Annotated in this window: 1 protein-coding gene and 1 pseudogene; both read left to right on the top strand. The window is 69.5% G+C overall.

What is annotated here, in order from left to right:
* On the top strand, positions 1 to 1,263 hold a 1,263-nt coding region (locus STRAU_RS28155; protein WP_037662428.1), incomplete at its 5' end, for an LCP family protein.
* Positions 1,264 to 1,522: 259 nt separating this feature from the next.
* Positions 1,523 to 1,713 (top strand): annotated as a pseudogene (locus tag STRAU_RS41770) (LCP family protein); the annotation flags it as partial.

Genomic DNA, 1,713 nt, shown 5'->3' with positions numbered 1-1,713 from the left:
GGCTCGCGCCGCCGCAGGTTCCGCTGGCTGCGGTACGCCGCGGTCGTCACCGCCGTCCTCGTGCTCGCCGCGGGGGGCCTCGGCTGGGCCGCGTACAAGAAGCTCAACGGGAACATCACCAAGGACACCGGTGCCGCCGCCGAGCTGGAGCGCTACGAGAAGGAGCGGCCGACGCCGCTGGTGCACGACGCGCAGAACATCCTGCTGATCGGATCCGACAGCCGCTCGGGTCCTGACAACCGCAAGTACGGCCGCGATCCGGGCACCCAGCGCTCGGACACCACGATCCTGCTGCACCTGGCGGCCGACCGGCAGAGCGCGACCGCCGTGTCGCTGCCGCGCGACCTGATGGTGGACATCCCGAGCTGCCGCCGCCCCGACGGATCCCGCACCCGCGCCCAATTCGCCCAGTTCAACTGGGCGTTCGAGTTCGGCGGCACGGCCTGCACGATCCGTACGGTGGAGAAGCTGACGAACATCCGCGTCGACCACCACATGGTCGTGGACTTCGCCGGGTTCAAGGACATGGTCGACGCGGTCGACGGCGTACACGTCTGTCTGAAGCACCCCATCGACGACCGCGGCGCGAAGCTGCGCCTGCCGGCCGGGCCGCAGACGCTCAACGGCGAGCAGGCGCTGGGTTTCGTGCGCGCCCGCAAGTCGCTCGGCAACGGCAGCGACACCGACCGCATGGACCGGCAGCAGGAGTTCCTGGCCGCGCTCGTCAACAAGGTGCGCAGCAATGACGTCCTGCTGAATCCGGCGAAGCTCTACCCCGTTCTGGACGCGGCCACGTCCTCCCTGACGACGGACCCCGGCATCGCGAGTCTGCGTGGTTTGTACGAACTGGTGCGCGGGGTGCGCAACATCCCCACAGAACGGGTGCAATTCCTCACTGTGCCGCGGCGTTCCTACACCTATGACGTGAATCGCGACGAGTTGGTCGAGCCCGCCGCGGAGGCGCTCTTCACCCGCCTTCGCAGGGACGAGCCGGTCGAGGTGGCACGCGCGGCCGCTTTGGAGACGTACGAACGCGCGGCCGCCAAGTCGTACGAGGACGACGCCGAGGACGCGCCCGGCGAAAGCGAATCCGCGTACGAGGAGGGCGAGTCGGAGGGCTCGGAGGACGGATACGAGGACGACGGCGACGGCGACAGCGGCGGCGATTCCTGGAGCGACGAGAAGCCCGACGACCCGACGCACACGCCGAGTCCGGCGCCCACATTCCGGGGCAACACGGCCGACCGGACCGCCTGCGAGTAAAAAGGGCGTCTCCTCTGAAGGGCGTCGGAGGGCACCGAAGGGCTGGTTCTCAAAGAAATTGGGTGGATTGCCCAGTTGTAGGCATCCGATGGGGGAGTGGAATTTGTCACCGGCGTCGTTGGACGCTGAACTGGGCGGATAGTGTGAGCCGATCCGGTGTTCCGGCCTTCGCGGCCGCGCGCACCGCTGTACGACTGACCGAGCGCCTTCTTGAGGGGGGAAAGGCGCCGCGTGGCCCTGACGGAGGACGCAAACAACCGTGGACGCGCAAGGCCGTGGGCGGGCAGACGACATCGACCCCGCAGACCAGTGGGTGCTCAACCCACAGACCGGCGACTACGAACTGCGACTGAGTCCTTCCGCAGGGCAGTCGGCGCCGCCCGGAGTGCCCGGACCCCGGGGCGCCGCACCCCGCCCGGGGGCGCGCGGCGCCGGACAGCCCGGCGGGCG

This window comes from Streptomyces aurantiacus JA 4570 (assembly GCF_000414115.1).
GTDB lineage: Bacteria > Actinomycetota > Actinomycetes > Streptomycetales > Streptomycetaceae > Streptomyces > Streptomyces aurantiacus_A.
The sequence above is the reverse complement of the archived record's forward strand: the minus strand, read 5'-3'. Positions and strand labels throughout refer to the sequence as shown.